The organism is Altererythrobacter sp. GH1-8, from assembly GCF_043702085.1.
GTDB lineage: Bacteria > Pseudomonadota > Alphaproteobacteria > Sphingomonadales > Sphingomonadaceae > Erythrobacter.
Genome location: NZ_CP171690.1, coordinates 1116594 through 1134322, shown reverse-complemented (window position 1 = coordinate 1134322; position 17729 = coordinate 1116594). Strand labels below are relative to the sequence as shown.

Annotated in this window: 13 protein-coding genes; 6 read left to right on the top strand and 7 right to left on the bottom strand. The window is 59.5% G+C overall.

Annotation, left to right across the window (positions count from 1 at the left end; translation table 11 throughout):
* Nucleotides 1-2 precede the first annotated feature (2 nt).
* A complete protein-coding gene (locus ACG9DO_RS05515) occupies nucleotides 3-1259 on the bottom strand; it encodes a tyrosine-type recombinase/integrase (protein ID WP_394730723.1) in 1257 nt (418 codons plus the stop codon).
* A gap of 363 nt (nucleotides 1260-1622) precedes the next feature.
* On the opposite strand from ACG9DO_RS05515, the gene ACG9DO_RS05510 reads away from it, so the two are divergent.
* On the top strand, nucleotides 1623-2840 hold the full coding sequence (locus ACG9DO_RS05510; protein WP_394730722.1) for an MFS transporter: 1218 nt from the start codon (nucleotides 1623-1625) through the stop codon (nucleotides 2838-2840).
* A 73-nt stretch (nucleotides 2841-2913) separates the two neighbouring features.
* Here ACG9DO_RS05510 and ACG9DO_RS05505 read toward each other — a convergent pair whose 3' ends face one another.
* On the bottom strand, nucleotides 2914-4323 hold the full coding sequence (locus ACG9DO_RS05505; RefSeq protein WP_394730721.1) for a M24 family metallopeptidase: 1410 nt from the start codon (nucleotides 4321-4323) through the stop codon (nucleotides 2914-2916).
* A gap of 227 nt (nucleotides 4324-4550) precedes the next feature.
* Here ACG9DO_RS05505 and ACG9DO_RS05500 point away from each other — a divergent pair, with 227 nt between their 5' ends.
* From ACG9DO_RS05500 to ACG9DO_RS05480, 5 genes are read left to right on the top strand one after another with little or no spacing between them, the layout of a single operon-like run.
* The gene (locus ACG9DO_RS05500; protein ID WP_394730720.1) at nucleotides 4551-6614 is read left to right on the top strand and encodes a hydantoinase/oxoprolinase family protein; all 2064 of its coding nucleotides are present in this window, start codon (nucleotides 4551-4553) and stop codon (nucleotides 6612-6614) included.
* A complete protein-coding gene (locus tag ACG9DO_RS05495) occupies nucleotides 6611-8392 on the top strand; it encodes a hydantoinase B/oxoprolinase family protein (protein ID WP_394730719.1) in 1782 nt (593 codons plus the stop codon). The genes ACG9DO_RS05500 and ACG9DO_RS05495 overlap by 4 nt, the downstream gene beginning before the upstream one ends.
* A 24-nt stretch (nucleotides 8393-8416) precedes the next feature.
* Entirely contained in the window at nucleotides 8417-9730 is a 1314-nt protein-coding gene (gene hisD, locus ACG9DO_RS05490; protein WP_394730718.1) for a histidinol dehydrogenase, read from the top strand.
* Nucleotides 9727-10494 (top strand): SDR family NAD(P)-dependent oxidoreductase, encoded by a 768-nt coding sequence (locus ACG9DO_RS05485; RefSeq protein ID WP_394730717.1) that lies wholly within the window; start codon nucleotides 9727-9729, stop codon nucleotides 10492-10494. Before hisD ends, ACG9DO_RS05485 begins: the two co-directional genes overlap by 4 nt.
* Entirely contained in the window at nucleotides 10491-11432 is a 942-nt protein-coding gene (locus ACG9DO_RS05480; protein ID WP_394730716.1) for a 3-hydroxyacyl-CoA dehydrogenase, read from the top strand. The genes ACG9DO_RS05485 and ACG9DO_RS05480 overlap by 4 nt, the downstream gene beginning before the upstream one ends.
* A gap of 7 nt (nucleotides 11433-11439) precedes the next feature.
* Here the strand turns inward: ACG9DO_RS05480 and ACG9DO_RS05475 are convergent, their stop codons facing one another.
* The 5 genes from ACG9DO_RS05475 to ACG9DO_RS05455 all read right to left on the bottom strand — a co-directional run bounded on the left by ACG9DO_RS05475 (nucleotide 11440) and on the right by ACG9DO_RS05455 (nucleotide 17726).
* Nucleotides 11440-12300, bottom strand: coding sequence for an oxaloacetate decarboxylase (locus ACG9DO_RS05475; RefSeq protein WP_394730715.1), 861 nt, complete (start codon nucleotides 12298-12300; stop codon nucleotides 11440-11442).
* Complete coding sequence (gene leuD / locus ACG9DO_RS05470; protein ID WP_394730714.1) at nucleotides 12297-12935, bottom strand: 3-isopropylmalate dehydratase small subunit; 639 nt, start codon at nucleotides 12933-12935, stop codon at nucleotides 12297-12299. The genes ACG9DO_RS05475 and leuD overlap by 4 nt, the downstream gene beginning before the upstream one ends.
* Nucleotides 12922-14349, bottom strand: coding sequence for a 3-isopropylmalate dehydratase large subunit (leuC, locus tag ACG9DO_RS05465; RefSeq protein WP_394730713.1), 1428 nt, complete (start codon nucleotides 14347-14349; stop codon nucleotides 12922-12924). The genes leuD and leuC overlap by 14 nt, the downstream gene beginning before the upstream one ends.
* 132 nt (nucleotides 14350-14481) lie before the next feature.
* The gene (locus ACG9DO_RS05460) at nucleotides 14482-15636 is read right to left on the bottom strand and encodes an HlyD family efflux transporter periplasmic adaptor subunit (RefSeq protein ID WP_394730712.1); all 1155 of its coding nucleotides are present in this window, start codon (nucleotides 15634-15636) and stop codon (nucleotides 14482-14484) included.
* On the bottom strand, nucleotides 15633-17726 hold the full coding sequence (locus ACG9DO_RS05455; protein ID WP_394730711.1) for an ATP-binding cassette domain-containing protein: 2094 nt from the start codon (nucleotides 17724-17726) through the stop codon (nucleotides 15633-15635). The genes ACG9DO_RS05460 and ACG9DO_RS05455 overlap by 4 nt, the downstream gene beginning before the upstream one ends.
* Nucleotides 17727-17729: the final 3 nt, after the last annotated feature.

The following is a 17729-nucleotide window of genomic DNA, read 5'->3' as shown; positions in this document are numbered from 1 at the left end:
GTTTAGGAGTCATTGACAAAGCGAGCAGGACTGACCCTTTCTGTCGCGTGTTCGGCTGTACCCGTTCCGGCGCAATAAGTTGCCCAATCGTCCATGAGCCGCCGCCGCTTGTCGAATAGGTCACCGCGCCGATAGGCCCGCTCCACCTTATTCTCGATTGTATGGGCGAGCGCCATTTCGGCAACCTCATGGGCATAGCCGGTGCACTCGGCTGCCCAATCGCGAAAGCCCGAACGGAAGCCGTGCACGGTCGCGTCAACCTTCATGCGGCGCATAAGCATTCCCATGGCCATGCCGGAAAGTTTGCCGCCCTTCGCGCCGGGGAACAGATATTCGCTGCCAAGCGGCTGGAGGCTTTCAAGGATGGCAACCGCGCGGAGGGACAGCGGCACGCGATGCTCTTTCGCGGCCTTCATGCGGTCGGCTGGGATTGTCCAGATTGCCTTGGCCAAATCGACCTCTGCCCAATTCGCGCCGATCACTTCGCCAGAGCGGGCAGCGGTGAGGATCGTAAATTCCAGTGCCAGCGCCGCCACGGCCTCGCGTTTGTGGAGCGCACGGACAAACTCTGGTATCTCCTGATAGCCAATGGCCTTGTGATGGCCGCGTGATAGCCGGGTGCGAGCGGGGAGGATTTGCGCAAGGTGCCCGCGCCAGCGGGCCGGGTTCTCCCCTTGCCGATAGCCGCGCGCCTTGGCGCTATCGAGCACGGTTTCAATCCGCCCGCGAATGCGGCTGGCAGTCTCAGCCTTCTCCTTCCAGATCGGCTCAAGGATTTTGAGCACATGTGCCGTTTCGACCTCGGCAACCGGCAAATTGCCGATCACCGGATAAACGTAGGTGTCGAGCGTATTGCGCCATTGCTGGCGATGCTTAGGGTTGCGCCAGCTTTCCTCGTTCGCGGCGATATAGGCGGTTGCTACGTCCTTGAACGTGGTTCCGGCCACCTTGGCAGCCTGAGCCGCCGCTAGCGCCTCAGCGGCCTCCCTGTCCCGTTCCTCCAGCGGATCAATTCCCGCCTTGACCTTGAGGCGCAGCGCCGCCGCCTCGTCGCGCGCATCAGCAAGCGACATGCCGCCCAGCCCCGCCCCGCCAAGGCCAACGTCCCGCGACTTGCCGTTGAGCATGAAGCGATAGACCCATGAGCGCGCGCCGGTCGGCTTCACCAGCAAATGTAGCCCGCCACCATCAGCATGGCGTCCCGGCTTGGCGTTCTTGACCGCAAGAGGGGTTAGCGCGTTGTGCAGCTTCCTTGGCATTTCGGCTCCCTGCCCGGCAATCGAACCTGCCAGCGCCTTGCCTGAGTGGCGGAATTAGCAGTCGTTCCCATAACCGTTCCCCGATAATAGCGCGATTTTATGGGAACGCAATGGAACACGTGCGGACAGTCGGATTACTGTATTGGCCGCAAATCTCCTGTTTTAAGGGGTTTTAGAGGGTAAATCCGAGCGCATCCGGGAGATAGTATGGCGGACTCCGTCTCCGCCACCTTACTTTTCCCAGACAATCTCCGGTAGCCCCTAAACCCGCAGAAATGCGGCACCTTTCGTGCGTTGACCGGCCAGCGGGTAAATCGACCAATCTCACCGTGCTAGAAGCCCGACCCGATTAGGCGATGTCTTATGTCCGACCCGAACCACCCTGGCTCCGAGCTCAGTCGAGGCGCGACGATCCTTCTCGCCTGCACCGTGGGGATGATGCTGGGCCTCAGTGCAATTCCGTTTTACACGCTGGGGGTCTTCGCTGAGCCCGTTACCAACGCAACTGGTTGGTCCATGGCGGAGTTTCAGTTCCAGTTTACCTGTGTGTCGATCGGCGTGCTCGCTGCGCCTATTCACGGCTTGCTGATTGATCGCCTTGATCCGCGCAAAGTCGTTTTGACCAGCATCTTACTGTTTGGGCTCGCTGTGGTCCTTGCTGGTTGGATGGCGATGGTCAGCCTTTTCGCCTTCTATGCCAGCTGGTTGGTCGCCGCACTTGTCGGACAGTCGACCGGCCCGGTGGGCTGGACGAAATTCGTAACTGGCTGGTTCGACAAGCAGCGAGGCCTTGCGCTTGGCATTGCCCTGTCAGGCAGCGGCATCTTTGCCTTTGTTGGCCCAGTGGTATCAGAAGTGCTGATCGCGGAGATTGGGTGGCAGCAGGCCTACATGGCGTTGGGTGCCGCAATCCTGGCAATCAATCTGCCGATCGCGTTGCTGTTCCTGCGCAATCCGCCAACACACTGCGCGGTCGAGAAAGCGCCCGCGGCCAAATTTGCGTGGCGGACATGTCTGGCCGACTTCAGGTTTGCGCTCATCACCGTCGCCTTTGCGCTCCTGGGCTTTGCTGTATCCGGCGTGATTTCGAATCTTGTTCCCATATTGCAGACAAACGGCATCGAGCGAACAAGCGCAGCTGCCATGGCAGGTCTGGTCGGGATCTCCGTGCTGTTTGCTCGAATTGTTGTTGGTCTGTTGCTTGATCGATTCTGGCCGCCGCTGATCGCAGCGGTTTCGATGTCCCTGCCGGCGATCTCTTGCCTCACTCTGGCAGGACAATTTGAGCTTCCCATCGCGTTGGCGATCATTCTGATCGGTTTTTGCGCGGGAGCAGAGTTTGATATTCTGGCTTATTTGGTCTCACGCCATTTTCCCGAAGAAGCATACGGAAGGATCTACAGCGTCACATATATGGCCATGATTGCAGGGGCAGGGATCGCCCCGCCCGTCTTTGGTAACAACCTTGACCGCTTTGGCGACTATTCCCAGATCCTGTATGTCTCTGCAGCAATCTTCGTGATCGCTCCGCTGTCCCTCCTGTTTCTGCGAAACCCTACCGGACTGCTTCGAACAGATTGACGACACCCTCGCCGATCGAAGGCGCTTGTCGGCAGTGTCTGCGCTTGGCAAGCTGGCAGCTTGGCTTGACCAGTCAGACGACGATCAACGGTTCAGATACCTCGGTCATCGCCAAAGCGCCGTCACTAGTAATCTGAATCAGGTCTTCATAATGCGTCGCACCCCAGCCAAGCTCGATTTGCGGCAAGTCGACTGTGATGGTCATGTTCTCTTGCAGTACAAGATCGTCCCGAACAACGAACGGGAGGCCATCGCGATACGGTTGATCAGTATGTTGCAGCCCGACGGAATGGGGGCTCACGCCCATGGTCCAACCCGACCGACTGGCGTTCTTGACACCGCGCGCAATTGCCTCGCTCAGCTCTGAGTAGCGCAGACCCGGGCGCATAGTCTCTTGCGCAATCTCCGCTGCAAGTTGCGTCAAACGGGCTCGCTCCTGCATTTCCCGGGTTGGTTCGCCCATGCACCAGGTGCGCCCGAAATCACCGTGATAGTAGTTGGTTTGGCTAACGGCATCGACTAGCATCGCCTCTCCCTCAACAACATGTCCGTGACGCAATCCGCCGATCGTCCCGGCCGCTATCCAAACCGCCTTGCTGCCCCGTTGAGCTGCTTCCGCGAGGAAAATCTCATCGATGACCTCTTTTGTCATGCCGAGTTCAATCCGGGCCAGCATCGCCAGGCATGCATCGCGATTGATGTTCGCAACCCGGCGCATGTGCGCAAGCTCCACATCCGACTTGATCATCCTGATCTTTCGGAAGGTATTGTCACCTGGAACACAAGTGACGCCGGTTTGGCCAAGCGCAGCGAGTATATGAGCGATTCGCATGTCATCGCAGCCAATCCTGCCGTTCAAAAGACCGCATTCGTTAAGCGCCCTGATCAGCGCCCATTCGGGTGATGGCGCCTTGCCACTTTCCCAACGTTGGTCGATTTCAACCCAGCCGCGCTCGATGTCGGTCAGTCGATCATTTATCCCGTTGCTGAACGTAAACGAGTTGGTCTGCGGCTCTTGCCCCCACAGCTCCGGGTTACGGTATTCTTCCCAGCTTCCAGGAACGCCATAGGCAATGATCTCGGGGTGCTCACGCTTTGCATTGGCGATGAACCAGAGGTCTGCTGTCGACACAATGAGAAAAGACGGCTGGGTCGGATCGCGAGGCATCACGGCGAAACTGGGCACCGCGCGCAGCATCTGCGTTTCGTAGGAGATGTAGTTACCAAGGTAGAAGATATTAACCGGGTTCAGCGCCACGATCCCATCGAGGCCTTCCTGCTCCATAACCTCATATGCGCGCGGCTTGTTGATCAAGAGTCGTCCGTCAAAATCCTCGTCTGGTACCGGGCCGGGCGCGATCAGCCCCCAATTGGCGCGCGCTTGTTGCGCACCGAGCGTCATGCCGCCGACCGCTGCTGCTCCCATCGCCATCGCAGCAAAAAAGTCGCGCCGTTCGATTTCAGGTCCAGCGTAATTGGTCATGAGGGGGACACTCCCATTTGCGGCTTTCAGTCGATGGGCATTCCGCTGGTCTAGTGGTTGTTTGCTTGCTTGCGCACGCTCGTCCAAAGATCACTCACCAAGCGAATAGACGACACATCTGACTCTTGTTGTTCGAAAAGGTGCTCTACCCGCTTATCGCGTCACAATGCATGTTGGTTGGCCCGGATTGCGCTGCGGGTCACGCGGAACTTGAGGGAGCGAGGCGAATGAGATTGGGTGTTGATGTGGGGGGTACCTTTACCGATTTGCTCTTGCATGATGACAAGACCGGGCAAAGTTTCCGCGCGAAAACCCCATCGACACCGGAAGACCAATCGAAGGGCGTCGCAGCAGGTGTTGAGCTGATTTGTCGCAAAGCCAACATCGCGCCTGCCGATATTGACCTTGTCCTGCATGGTACCACGGTCGCGACCAATGCCGTGCTTGAAGGCAAGGGCGCGCGGGTCGGACTGCTGGTAACCGAAGGTTTCGAGTACACGCTGCATCTTGCCAAAAGCTGGACGCCGGGGCCGCTGTTCGGCTGGATCATCATGGACAAGCCTGAGCCGCTTGCCTCACTGGCTGATACGCGCGGAATTCCTGAACGCATGAACGCCCGCGGCGAAGTGATGCGCGAGCTTGACTTGCAAGCCGCCACTGCCCTCATCGATGATCTTTGCAATTCCGGAATCGAAGCGTTGACGATCTCGCTGATGCATTCCTACGCCAATCCTGCTCATGAGCAGGCCTTGGCGAGGATCGTCGCAGAGCGCCATCCCGATATCCCGGTGTCACTTTCGTCCGAAATCCTGCCTGAATTTCGTGAATACGACCGCACGATCACGACGGTGATGAATGACTATGTGCGGCCGATCATGAAACGCTATCTGTCGCGCATTGGCGACCGTCTTGGGGACGAAGGAGTGAACGCAAAGCTCCATATCGTGCGTTCTGACGGCGGTTTGATGAGTGCCAGCGCGGCATCTGACCGCCCGGTCCACACCGTACTGTCAGGCCCGGCGGGCGGCGTTACGTCCACCGCCATGATTGGCCGCCGCACTGGCCTCGACAAGTTGCTCGCCTTCGATATGGGAGGCACATCGACCGATGTGTCCGTGATCATCGGCGGCGAGCCGGTGATCTCGCGCTCGACCGAGGTGGGCTATTTCCCCGCCAAGGTGCCGACGCTCGATGTGAAGAGCGTCGGCGCAGGCGGCGGGTCAATCGCAGAGGTAGAAGAGCTGACCAAATCACTGCGCGTTGGTCCGCGCAGCGCGGGTTCGTTCCCCGGCCCTGTCGCTTACAAGCGCGGCGGAACCGAACCGACTGTCAGCGATGCAAATGTCGTGCTTGGCTATCTCCCGCCGCGCTTGCTTGGCGGCGAGATGGAGCTTGATGTCGACGGCGCGCGCGAAGCACTCACCAAGATCGGCACCAAGCTGGGGCTTAGCCCAGAGGAAGCGGCGAAGGGCGTACTGGATATCGCAAACGAGGCGATGCTAGGCGCCTTGCGCAATATTACCGTGCAACGCGGTATCGATCCGCGCGAGTTCGGCATTGTCGGATTTGGCGGCGCTGGACCTCTCCATGCCAATGCGATGGCGCAACTGCTCGGTTGTTACCCGGTTGTGATTCCGCCCAATCCAGGCGTGTTGTCAGCGCTCGGTTTCCTTGAGGCAGAGTTCAAGAATGAGTTCGTTCATACGAGGATTGCACATCTTGGCACAGTCGATCCTGCGGAGATTTGGAGTCGCTTCGGTGAGCTAGTGAGCAAGGCAGAGACCTGGCTGGAAGAGCAGGAGATCGCTGAAGCCGATCGTAAAGTCGCGCTCGCAGCGGATCTACGCTACGAACAGCAGGGTTTTGAAGTGACGGTGAAGATTGATCGGAGTTTGTTCGAAGCGGCTGGTTCCCTCGACAATATCGCCGCCGATTTCCATGACCAGCACGAGCAGCTCTACGGTGTCCGCTTTGACGTGCCAGTGGAACTGGTGGCGCTGCGGGTCGAAGCCATGGGCGCAACGCCCGCCGTGGAAGAGAGCGTTGCCGCGCATGATGGAGGTGACACAAGCGACGCGGTGATAGAGACCCTGCCAGGATACTTTTCCGGCAAATGGTTCGACACCCCGCACTATGACCGTGAAAAGCTTGGCAAGGGCGCGCGGATCGAAGGTCCGGCCATTGTCCGCCAGTATGATACAACCACGGTGCTGCTGGACGGCCACCATGCACAGGTGGATGATTACGGGAATCTCCTGATCTGGCCGACTAACAAGGAAGGAGCGAAATGATGAACAGCCAAGTCGATCCCATTACGCTCGACATCATCCAGAACGCACTCGTTAACGCGCGTATGGAGATGGACTCGGTGCTCAAGCGCATCTCGCTCTCGCCGGTGATCCGCGAGCAGAATGATGCCTTCCCGATGATCTGCAACAAGGACGGCCAGATGGTTGTGGGCCAGTTCGGGTCCTACATCCCCGGCGTCGTCGGCCAATACGAGAACAACGTCAACGAAGGCGACGTGTTCGTCTGGAACGATCCCTATGCCTGCAAGGGCTCGATCTCGCATAACAATGACTGGTGCGTGATGATGCCGATCTTCCACGAAGGCGTGCTCGTCGGCTACAGCTCGATGTTCGGGCACATGGTCGATGTCGGCGGCAAGGTGGCAGGCTCCATGCCCTATGATGCGCGTTCTATCTGGGAAGAGGGGCTGCGCGTCCCGCCGGTCAAGATTTACGAAGGCGGCAAGCTCAACGAAGGCGTGCTTGCAATCATGCTCAACAACAGCCGCACGCCTGATATGAACAGGTCGGACCTTATGGCACTTGTTGCAGGGTGCCGCACGGCTGCAAAGCGGATCGGCGAGATCTGCGACCGCTTCGGACGCGACACGTACCTCAACGCCTGCGACATGCTGTTCGAGCGGACCAAGACCGCGATGCTGGCGCTGATCCACAAGTACATCCCTGAAGAGCCGGTTTCCTTCACGGACTATGTCGATGATGACGGACGCGGCAATGGCCCTTTCAAGATGACTCTGTCGATTTATCGCAAGGGCGATGTAGCGGTGTTCGACTGGACCGGCACCGACGATCAGGCGGAAGGCCCGATCAACTTCCATATCCACGAAGGGCTCTGCAAGCTGTTCTTTGGCGTCTACATGATCATGGCGTTCGATCCGGAGATGCTCTTCAACGAGGGCTTCTATGACCTTTTCGAGATCGTTTTGCCTGAAGGCAGCCTGCTCAATCCGCGCTTCCCTGCACCGCTCGGCAACCGTTTGAACACGCACACTCGCTTCTTCGATTGCCAGGCAGGTGCTCTCGGCCAGCAGGCCCCGCACCTGTCGATGGCAGCAGGCTACGGCACCAGCCCGCACTTCATCTTCTCCGGCAATGATAGCGAAGGGAAATACTTCCAGCTGATGGAGTTGTTGTTTGGTGGGGTGCCGGGCCGACCGCGTGATGACGGGCTCGATGGTCATGCCTGGTGGCCGCTCTTCAGTGCAACCCCGATCGAATATATCGAGAACTATTACCCGGTTCTGGTCGAAAGCTATCGCCCGATCAAAGATTCGGGCGGCGCGGGACTTCACCGCGGCGGCGCGGGGATCGAGAAGGTTTATCGCCTGCTCGAAGACGGCGAAGTCTCGATCCATGACGACCGCGAGACGGTTCCTCCATGGGGCATCAATGGCGGCCTATTCGGCGGCACGTCGAGCAAGTGGCGCGTTGCATCAGGCGAAAGCGAGCCAGAACGTATCCCGTCCAAGATCGACAATCTGCCGGTCCGCAAGGGCGACAAGATCATCTTCCGCACCGCAGGGGCCGGCGGCTGGGGTGACCCGCTCGAACGCCCGGTTGAACGGGTTGCGAAGGATGTGAACGCAGACCTCGTTTCCATCGAAGTCGCTTATCGCGATTACGGCGTGGTCTTCACCGATGACGGCAAGCTTGACGAAATCGCCACGCAGGCCCGCCGCAAACAATTGCGCGAAGAGCGCGGCGCACCTGAGCCGTTCAGTTTCGGCTTCGACCCTGAGCAGCGCGAGGCCGCGGAATAAAGTAAGAATAACGGAGACATACAAATGGCCAAGTGGCTGAAGGAAGCCGTTACCACAGAGGTGCGGCTCAACGCAGATCGCAAGGTTCGCGAGACAGTAGAAACGATCCTCGCGGATATCGACCAGCGCGGCGATGCGGCTGTGCGCGAGTTGTCGGTCAAGTTCGACAAATGGGATCGCGAAGATTACCGGCTCACCGACAGCGAGATCAACGCTTGCATCGACAGCCTCGACAAACAGGCGATCACAGATATCGAATTCGCGCAGAAACAGGTCCGCAATTTCGCTCAGGAACAGCGCAAGGCGATCCAGGACATCGAAGTCGAAACGGTTCCGGGGGTCATTCTGGGCCACAAGAACATCCCGGTTAATGCCGCTGGGTGCTATGTGCCGGGCGGCAAGTATCCCCTGCTAGCTTCCGCGCATATGTCCGTCATTACCGCCAAGGTCGCTGGCGTGCCGCGCGTGATCACCTGCGCCCCGCCGTTTGAAGGCAAACCTGCACCAGCGATTGTCGCAGCGCAGGCGATGGCCGGGGCGGATGCGATCTACGCGCTGGGCGGCATCCAGGCAGTCGGCGCGATGGCGCTCGGCACACAGAGCATTGACCCGGTCGATATGCTGGTAGGTCCGGGCAATGCCTTTGTCGCGGAGGCCAAGCGTCAGCTTTATGGCCGCGTGGGTATCGACCTGTTTGCTGGTCCGACCGAAACCATGGTGATCGCGGACGAGACAGTCGATGGCGAGATTTGCGCGACGGACCTGTTAGGGCAGGCAGAACACGGACCAGACAGCCCGGCAATCCTCATCACGAATTCTGAAAAGCTGGCGCAGGACACCATGCGCGAAGTCGAGCGGTTGCTGGAGATCCTGCCCACCCGAGAGATCGCCCGGCGTGCTTGGGACGATTATGGCGAAGTGATCGTGTGCGAGAATTATGACGAGATGCTCGAGGTCGCCAACCACTATGCGAACGAGCATGTTCAGGTGATGACGGACCGCGACGACTGGTTCCTTGAGAACATGACCAATTTCGGCGCGCTGTTCCTCGGGCCGCGTACCAATGTGGCCTATGGCGACAAGGTAATCGGCACCAACCATACTCTGCCAACCAAGAAAGCAGCGCGATATACTGGCGGACTGTGGGTCGGCAAGTTCCTGAAAACATGCACCTATCAAAAGGTCCTGACGGACGAAGCAAGCACGCAGATGGGCGAATATTGCAGCAGGCTGTGCGCGCTTGAAGGCTTTGCCGGGCATGGCGAGCAGGCGAATGTCCGTGTGCGCCGCTATGGTCGCCGCAATGTTCCTTACGCAGGCGCAGTCGAACCGGCGTGAACGAACTTCCACGCACCCCAAGCTTCAGGCTGGATGGCAAGCGGGCGCTGGTGACAGGCGCGGGTCGCGGCATAGGCGCTGCGATGGCCGCTGCGCTGGCAGAGGTCGGCGCGGCAGTCACGTTGGTTGCCCGCTCTGAAACCGAGATTGAAACACTCGCGGAGGCCATTCGCGCAGCGGGCGGCACAGCCAGTGCTCAGGTGCTCGACGTGTCGGATCTTGATGCAGTGGGCGCTTTCTTCGCCTCCGCCGATCCGTTTGATGTGCTGGTCAACAATGCTGGCACCAATCGGCCGATGCCGATGCAGGACGTCTCAGAGGCAGACTTCGACGCGGTGATCGACCTCAACGTAAAGGCGGCTTTCTTCGTCGCACAGGCATGCGCCAAGCACCTGATCAAAGCCGGAAAGCCGGGAAGTTTCATCCATATCGGGTCGCAGATGGGCCATGTCGGTGGGCTCAATCGGTCGCTCTATTGCGCATCGAAATGGGCGATTGAAGGCATGAACAAGGCTTTCGCGCTTGATCTTGCCAGGCACCAGATCCGTTCCAACACGATCTGCCCGACTTTCATTGAAACGCCGCTGACCAAGCCCTTCTTCGAAGATGCCAGCTTCAAGGCGAGCGTGCTTGAGAAGATCAAGCTGGGCCGGATCGGCCAGGTCGAGGACCTGATGGGGGCCGTGGTGTTCCTCGCTTCCGATGCCTCTGCGCTGATGACCGGCTCGAGCCTTGTGATCGACGGCGGTTGGACCGCTGAATGAGTGAGGCTACCGAAATCCGAAAGGTCGCAATTGTAGGTGCAGGCCTTATCGGGGTCAGCTGGGCGACAGTGTTCTGTGCAGCAGGGATCGACGTTTCGATCTTCGACGCAAGCGAAGAACAACGACAAAGTGCGCTCGGGCGCCTTGATGCCAATCTCAAACTGCTGCGCGAGTCCGGACTGCACGGCGCTGAAGATGCGCACGGGAAAGCCGTCGTTTACGATCAGCTCGAAGATGCAGTGGCAACCGCCGACTATGTCCAGGAATCGGTGCTGGAGACGATCGAAGCAAAAAGTCGTGTCGCGCGCGAGCTCGATGCGCTTGTCGGATCGAAGACATTGGTGGGCAGTTCCAGCTCTGGCATCCCGGCGAGCGCCTTTACCGAAGATCTCGCCAATCGTGACCGATTCTTCGTGGTTCATCCGGTCAATCCACCGCACCTGATCCCGGTGGTGGAGATTGTACCTGCGCCGTGGTCCGACACCGCGCATATCCCGGTCCTGCGCGCGCTGATGGAGGACATAGGGCAGGAGCCGATGGTGGTACAGCGCGAGATCGAAGGGTTTGTGCTCAATCGCCTGCAAGGAGCGCTGCTCAATGAGGCATGGGCGCTTTATCGCGAAGGCTATGCCTCTGCCGACGATATCGACCGCACGGTGCGTGCGGGGCTGGGCCTGCGCTGGTCGCTGATGGGGCCGTTCGAGACGATCGACCTCAACGCGCCCGGCGGGATCGCCGACTATGCAGCGCGGCTCGAGCCGCTCTACCAGAGCGTCGCGCAATCCCGGACGGAGCCGCAAGCGTGGTCAGTTGGTGCAATCGCCCGCGCGAAAGAGGAATTGGCCCAGACATTTGCCGGTCAGAGCCGCGAGGCCCGCGCGCGCCGCCGCGACGAATGGCTCCTTGCGCTCAAGCAGGCCAAGGCGGAGCGCGATTAGGCTCGGGCTACTTTGCCCACTTCTTTTCGAATTCCCACACATCGGGGAAACCGATCAGCTCGCAGAACTCGTTGAAATCGAACACGTCTGCCCCGTGGCCCGTGGCTTCCCCCGTCGCGCGAAGGTGGCTGTACGCCTTCTCCAGTGCGGCGGCTGAGACAAGGCTGCCGAGCGCCGGGAAGATCGCCATCTTGTACCCGAGCTCTTTGAGTTGGGTGGCTGAGAAGATCGGTGAATAGCCACCCGTTGCCATGTTGGCGATCATCGGCGCTTCAATCGTGCGGCACGCCTCGCGCATTTCGTCTTCGCTTTCCAGCGCCTCGACAAAAATCACATCCGCTCCGGCTTCAGCATAGGCCTGTCCCCGCTCGATCGCTTGCGCAAAGCCTTCCGGCTGACGCGCATCGGTTCTGGCGATCACGAGGAAATCTTCGCTGCGCCGCGCATCGACCGCCACCTTGACCTTGTGGACCATATCCTCGACCGGTGTCACGCGCCTGCCGGGCGTATGGCCGCACTTCTTGGGAAATTCCTGGTCTTCTATCTGGATCGCCTGAGCGCCAGCCTCTTCATAGCCGCGCACAGTGTGATGGACGTTGAGCAAGCCGCCAAATCCAGTGTCGGCATCGGCGATAACGCCTGCGTTGCAGACCCTCGCCAAGGTCGCCACTCGGTCCACCATCTGCGTGTAAGTGACGATCCCGGCATCGGGAATGCCGTAGGCCGAGGCGGTCAGCCAATAGCCCGAGGCATAGACGAAATCGAACCCGACCTTGTTGGCGATGGTCGCGGCGATCATGTCGTGTACGCCCGGTGCACAGACGAATTCACCCGCTGCAAGCGCCGCCTTGAGGGTCTTGGTACTCATGTCATTGCCTCTCGCTTTGCCCGTGCGACACGGTGCATGTGATCCAGGTCGAGAAAGTGCCACGGCGCCGATACGCGCTGAGACTTCTCAAATGCAGTAATTGAATCTTCGTCCTGCCTGATCAGGTCGATGTGGTCGAGACCTTCCAGCAAGAACTGGCGCCGGTCAGGGTTGATTTCGAAAGGGATTGCCTCGCTATTTCCCATCTCGATATGCTGCGCATTGAGGTCGACAACAATATATGTTGCTGATTTAGCCGCCTCAGCCACCCGGACAAGAGCTTCGCCATCCAGTTCAATCGCAAGCACCCCATTCTTGAAGCAGTTAGCGCGGAAGATATCGCCAAAGCTGGGGGCGATGATGCAGCGAATGCCGAAATCAGCGAGCGCCCAGACCGCGTGTTCACGGCTCGATCCGATCCCGAAGCGCGGCCCTCCGACCAAAATTTGCGCGCCTCTATACTGCGGTCGGTCGAGCACGAAATTCCCATCACGGCGATGGTCCGCAAACAGGTGCTCGCGGTACTTCTCACGCTCTATGACCAGCAGGAAGCGCGCCGGAAAGATCGCGTCGGTATCGATGTCCGACTGCAGCAGCGGCGCTGCCTTGCTTTCAATCCGATCAAGCTTCTGCATAGTGCCCCCCTGCAAGTTCGCGCACATCGACAATTCGCCCTGCAATCGCAGCTGCGGAAGCCATTTGCGGACTCATCAGATGCGTACGTCCCTGCGGACCTTGCCGACCTTCGAAATTGCGATTGGACGTGGAGGCGCACCGTTCTTCCGGCTGCAATCGGTCAGTGTTCATCGCCACGCACATCGAACAGCCCGGCTCACGCCACTCAAATCCGGCCTCAGCCAGGATCGCGGCGAGCCCTTCCGCTTCGGCGGCCTGTTTGACTTGCATGGAGCCAGGGACGACGATCGCCTGAACTCCAGCCGCGACCTTCCGGCCCTTGGCTATTTCGGCTGCCTTGCGGATATCGCTCAGCCGACCATTGGTGCACGAGCCGATGAAGACCTTGTCGATTGCAAGGCCGGACAAAGGCTGACCGGGCTCCAGCCCCATGTAGGCGAGTCCCTTGGCTACATGCTCACGCCGTTCCGTATCGCTTTCCAGCTCGGGATCGGGTGCATATCCGCTCACCGGGCCGCAATCGGCAGGAGTCGTCCCCCAGCTGACCTGAGGGGCAAGCGGGGACACGTCCAACGTCACCTCTCGATCGAATTGAGCGTCATCATCGCTGCGCAAATCGCGCCATGCCGCCAGCGCCGCGTCCCACATGTCCCCTGTCGGGGCGAACGGGCGTCCATGAAGATAGTCGAATGTGACTTGATCGGGCGCGACAAGGCCAATCCGCGCGCCCGCTTCGATCGTCATGTTGCAGAGCGTCATGCGCTCTTCCATGCTCAATCCAGCTACATAACCGCCGCAATATTCAATAGCATGCCCCGCCCCGCCCTGCACGCCGATCTTGGCGATCAGCGCAAGGATTGCGTCTTTTACAGTCACACCGGGAGCGACCTTTCCGGTTAGCCTCACGCGCATATTGCGCTGCTTGGACTGGCGCAGACACTGCGTTGCCAGAACCGCTTCGCATTCGCTCGTCCCAATCCCGAACGCGAGCGCGCCGAACGCACCATGCGTGGAGGTGTGGCTGTCACCGCAAACCAGCGTCACGCCGGGTAAGGTAAAGCCAAGTTCCGGACCGATGATGTGGACGATCCCCTGATGGTCACCATCAAGCGGAGCATAGGGAATGCCGAATGCCTCGCAATTCTCCTCTAGCCGCTTGACCTGCTTGCGAGCGAGCCCGGTCATCGCCTGAAGGCGATTGGCGGTGGTCGGCACAGCGTGGTCCGCAACCGCAAACTGTGCATCCACGCAGCGGACGGGCAATCCGCGCGCCTTCAGCCCTTCGAACGCCAGCGGACTCGATACTTCCTGGACGAGATGGCGATCGACATAAATCAGCGCCTCTCCATCGCCATAGGGTTTGACGACATGCCCGGCCCAAAGTTTGTCGTATAGAGTTTGAGGGTGGTTCATGAGCGTTTCAGGTTACCTCAAGCATTGCCATCCGTGGTGTTGCGCCAATGCGTCAAACGCCAGCGCGTCTCACCCGTCAATCTCGCGATAATCGCTGTTTGAACATCGCCGCCAGCAGATGCTGGCACCCGATCAGCGCTCCTGCATGCTTTGTGAGACGGTCTTGAGAATAGGCTTCGTGATATACGCCCAGACAGTCGACTTGCCGGTCAGGATCTCTGCCGTCGCCGTCATGCCTGGCTGGAGCGCGATCAGATCACGATCATCGGGCTGCCGCATGGTGGAGGTATCGACCTCAAGATTGACGCGGTAGTAGGTTTCTGCAGTGCCATTGGGGGCCTGCTCGGTGAGCGTATCGGGGCTGACGAATATGACCTCGCCATCGGCCGAGCCATAGATCGCATTGTCATAAGTCTCGAAATTGATCCGTGCGCTCTGGCCGGTCTTTACAAAGGCGATGTCGCGCGGCGGCACGCGTGTCTCCACGATCAGCTTCTCGCCGATTGGGACGATCTGGAGCACTTCTTCACCGGGCCGCACAACTCCGCCAATGGTCGAGAACTGGACATTCTTGACAACACCTGCAGTCGGCGCTGTCAGAGAGGCCGCTTCAAGACTGTCCTGAGCGCGTGCGAGCTGCTGCTGCGAACCGGCAAGATCTTCTTCCGTTCGTGTGAATTCGGCCTGCAACTCGCTGATATATTGCGAGCGAATGCTGGAAATCCGCCCGCGTGTCTCAACCACCGCCCGGCGCATTCGGATGATCTCCGACATGGCGACATCGCCCGTGTCAACAAGCGGCAGGTTCAAGTCGAGCTCTTGCTGTTGAAGGTTCGCCAGCTGCTCCAGCGTTGCAACTTCGGCCTGCAAGGCGGCGCGTCGACGTTGAAACAGGCGCTGTTGGTTGGCCGTGAATTCAGGGAAGTCATTGAGCGAGGCGGGAAAGCGCAATGGCCGGTTGAACAGCTCGGCCTGAATACGAGCCATGCGGCTTTCGAGTGCGGCAACCTTCGCGCGCGCCTCCTCAACCGCTGCGGTGAGCTGAACCTTGTCAAGCTCCACTAGGAGTTCGCCCGCTTCAACCTGCTGGCCTTCGCGGACATGGATCTGAGAGATGGCCCCGCCCTGCTCGCTCTGGATGATTTGCACCCGCGCGAAAGGAATGACCTTGCCCGGTGCGCGCGTCACCTGGTCAAGCTCGGCCCAAAGAGACCAGACAATGAACATGACCAGAGCTGCGGCGATCGTGCCGACAATCATCGCAGCTGGTTTGAGCCGCCTCGTCATGAGCCGCCCCGTGCTCTTAGACTGGTGGTGACGCGCCCGTCTGGTGATGGCTGCGAGGCCTTACGCATTTCTTCTAGCACAGTCTTGGCCGGACCATCACGCGCAATTTTGCCGCCGACCATCATGATGATGCGCGAGAAGCGCTCCAGCAAGGCGATCTTGTGCGTCGTCATCACAAGGATATCGTCTTTGCCCATCGCATTATCGAGCGCAGAAAGCACTGCTGCTTCGGATGCAAGGTCAAGCGACGAAGTTGGTTCGTCGAGCAGCCAGACGGCAGGGGATGCATGGATCATCCGGTTGATCCCGACGATCGCTCTCTGACCACCGGACAGTCCGCTCCCGCCCTCATGGATGAGCGTTTGCAATCCGGCCTGCTGCTCGCCCAGCAGCACATTGAGGCGTGTAGCCTTGGCGAGGCTGATCAGGCTTTCATCTTTGAGCCCGCCTATCCCCATCGTAAGGTTGTCGCGCAAGGTGCCGCGCACCAGCCGGACATTCTGCGGGAGATATCCGATATGGCGGCGCGTGATGTCTTCAGCGACATGCGCGAGGTCGAGCCCATTGACAGTAACCGTGCCTGATTGCGCTGAATACAGACCTGCCAGGACCTTGAGCAGCGTCGTCTTGCCCGCGCCAACGCCTCCGATGATCGCTACGCGTTCGCCCGGATCAATGCGCAAGGCCTCAATCTCGATCGCAGGACGCTGATCCGGATAGGCAAAGCCGACCTGCTTCAAGGTGATCGGTCCATGCAGGCTCTCAGGCCGCATCGCACCGCGCGATGCGCTCGGTTCAAGCGGGAGACGCAGGATGCCGTCGAGCATCTTCAAGGCGGAGCGCGCATAGCCCCATTGCACAATCAGGGTCGGCAATTGTGCAACGAGCGGGCCATTGATGCGTCCCACCAATATGGAACAGGCCAGCAGCGCCCCGGTCGTGATCTCACCGGTCGCGGCGAGGAACGCACCGTAGCACATGACCGCAACATAGGTAAGCTGCTGGAGCGAGGAGAACAGCGAACTCGACACCGCCGAGGCGCGCTTTACAGGGTATTCGAAGTGATGGATTTGACGCAGCAGCCGGTTCCAGCGGCCGAGAATCATCCAGCCCCCGCGGTTGGCTTTGACAGTCTCTGAAGCATCCAGCATCTCGACCAGAAGCCCATTCTTCTGATTGCTGCTGACCTGTGCCCGCTCCGCACCGTTGCGGATGATCCGGGCAAGTAGCAAGGCCAGGCCCACAGCAATGGGCAAGCTGACAATCGGGATGATAGCAACCGCGCCTCCGATCGATGCAATCACAAGGATAAAGAACAACGCAAAGGGCAAATCGGCGAGCACAAACACAGAACTGGACGACAAGACCTGCCGGATCTGCTCCTGTCCCTGGATTTGCGACGCCAGAGTGCCGACGGCCTGAGGCCGCGCATCGAGCCGGATCGCTTGCGCGCGCGCGAAGAAGTATTCGGAGACCTCGCGGTCGATATTCTGCGCCTCGAGCTCGATCAGCAAGGCCCTGAGACTGCGCAAAGTGAGGTCAAGCAGCAGTGCAAAGCCAACCCCGACCGTAAGCACCAGCAGCGTTTCAAAGCTCGCGAGAGGAATGACACGGTCATAGAGCTGCATCGCGTAAAACGAGACCGCAAGCGCCAGCAGGTTGGCAAATACCGTCGCAATGCCAGCCACCACCAGCACGGACTTGCGGCGCTTGATTGCCCGGATGAAGATGCTGATAGCAGAAGTGGTATTTTCAGCCAGCGGGTCAGGCGGTGAAAGCGCAAAGAAACTCTGTGCAGACGAGTAAGCGAGCGGCTCGCGCTCGCCGGCTATCAGCATTGTGTCTTCGTCATCCCATTGCGCGGCGACAACCCAGCCATGCGCCTCATCATGCACCAGCAAGGGGAATTGATCGGCGCGGGGTCGGCCCGAAATCTGCTCAGGCTCCGGCCATTCAAGCTCGCTTTGCAATGCGAATGGCGCATCGGTCCCGTCAAGAGCAGGATGGCCGCGCAGGTCTGCATCCCATTCGGGCGCAAGCGTCTTGCCACTCGCTCTCGCATACCGTTCGACTGCCTTGATGAAGTCCATATT

Bases quoted from the DNA above. Each gene is read 5' to 3' on its own strand.
- ACG9DO_RS05515 (WP_394730723.1), bottom strand. From the start codon at position 1,259: ATGCCAAGGAAGCTGCACAACGCGCTAACCCCTCTTGCGGTCAAGAAC.
- ACG9DO_RS05510 (WP_394730722.1), top strand. From the start codon at position 1,623: ATGTCCGACCCGAACCACCCTGGCTCCGAGCTCAGTCGAGGCGCGACG.
- ACG9DO_RS05505 (WP_394730721.1), bottom strand. From the start codon at position 4,323: ATGACCAATTACGCTGGACCTGAAATCGAACGGCGCGACTTTTTTGCT.
- ACG9DO_RS05500 (WP_394730720.1), top strand. From the start codon at position 4,551: ATGAGATTGGGTGTTGATGTGGGGGGTACCTTTACCGATTTGCTCTTG.
- ACG9DO_RS05495 (WP_394730719.1), top strand. From the start codon at position 6,611: ATGATGAACAGCCAAGTCGATCCCATTACGCTCGACATCATCCAGAAC.
- hisD (WP_394730718.1), top strand. From the start codon at position 8,417: ATGGCCAAGTGGCTGAAGGAAGCCGTTACCACAGAGGTGCGGCTCAAC.
- ACG9DO_RS05480 (WP_394730716.1), top strand. From the start codon at position 10,491: ATGAGTGAGGCTACCGAAATCCGAAAGGTCGCAATTGTAGGTGCAGGC.
- ACG9DO_RS05475 (WP_394730715.1), bottom strand. From the start codon at position 12,300: ATGAGTACCAAGACCCTCAAGGCGGCGCTTGCAGCGGGTGAATTCGTC.
- leuD (WP_394730714.1), bottom strand. From the start codon at position 12,935: ATGCAGAAGCTTGATCGGATTGAAAGCAAGGCAGCGCCGCTGCTGCAG.
- leuC (WP_394730713.1), bottom strand. From the start codon at position 14,349: ATGAACCACCCTCAAACTCTATACGACAAACTTTGGGCCGGGCATGTC.
- ACG9DO_RS05460 (WP_394730712.1), bottom strand. From the start codon at position 15,636: ATGACGAGGCGGCTCAAACCAGCTGCGATGATTGTCGGCACGATCGCC.
- ACG9DO_RS05455 (WP_394730711.1), bottom strand. From the start codon at position 17,726: ATGGACTTCATCAAGGCAGTCGAACGGTATGCGAGAGCGAGTGGCAAG.